This is a genomic window from Flavilitoribacter nigricans DSM 23189 = NBRC 102662, assembly GCF_002646595.1.
Lineage (GTDB): Bacteria > Bacteroidota > Bacteroidia > Chitinophagales > Saprospiraceae > Flavilitoribacter > Flavilitoribacter nigricans.
On the sequence record NZ_PDUD01000131.1, the window covers coordinates 1 to 798 of the forward strand.

The 798-nt window shown below is 45.2% G+C and carries 1 protein-coding gene; it reads right to left on the reverse strand.

Going from position 1 to position 798, the window contains the following annotated elements; translation table 11 throughout:
* Positions 1-189: 189 nt before the first annotated feature.
* Positions 190-681 carry a TlpA family protein disulfide reductase gene (locus CRP01_RS41730; protein ID WP_099156032.1) on the reverse strand — a complete coding sequence of 164 codons (492 nt, stop codon included), beginning with the start codon at positions 679-681 and terminating at the stop codon, positions 190-192.
* Positions 682-798 lie beyond the last annotated feature (117 nt).

Below are 798 nucleotides of genomic sequence, written 5' to 3' on the forward strand. Positions count from 1 at the left end.
GGAGACCTTTTTCACTCCCGTTCTTGATTTTAATATAGAATTCGATACTTGAATTGTAGAGAGTAGATGGTAAAGCGTAGAGAGACTGCAACCGTTAAAATGAGCGATTTTGCTCCATTCTAACGATAGGTAATCCCTCTACCCGCTACTCTCTACCCGCTACCTAAGTTACATCGCAACTTAGATTAATTATTCTTCCGCCAGTGCTTTCCGCAACGCGGCCAGCAGTGCTTCCTTATCGCTGGGATTCGGCGCAGCGTGATCGATGATCTCACCCCGGCGGTTCACGATCATGTAGGTAGGATACGAAAACATTGGCTTATACTGATCGATATCTTTGAGAAACTGAAAGATCAGATCCTTTTTCACCAGGTAATGGTCTCCCTTCAGATTGTAGAACTTCACCGTCTTCATCCAGTGCGCTTCGGGCGCTTCCGTTTTCTCATCGGAGAAATAAAGGTAGGTAATTTCCGCATCCTGCAGTTCGTCTTTGACCTTCTGCATATGGGGGAATTCGTCGCGGCAGGGACCGCACCAGGTGCCCCAGATATCCAGGAAAAGTACCCGCCCCCGGTAACGTTCCTGCTCCACAACGGACAGTATGCCCTCTTTCAGGGCCGTCTCGGGATAAAAATGGATGCCGCTTAGTTTCGTCTGGTAGATCTTTTCCAGGGTGTAAATTTAAGAATCAAAATTCGAAATTTCGCGCAAACTCAAAACGAAACATTCACTTATTTTAGCTTTTAATAGTACTCAATTTTATACCTTTTCCCAGCCAATTTAAGCTTATTGATCATC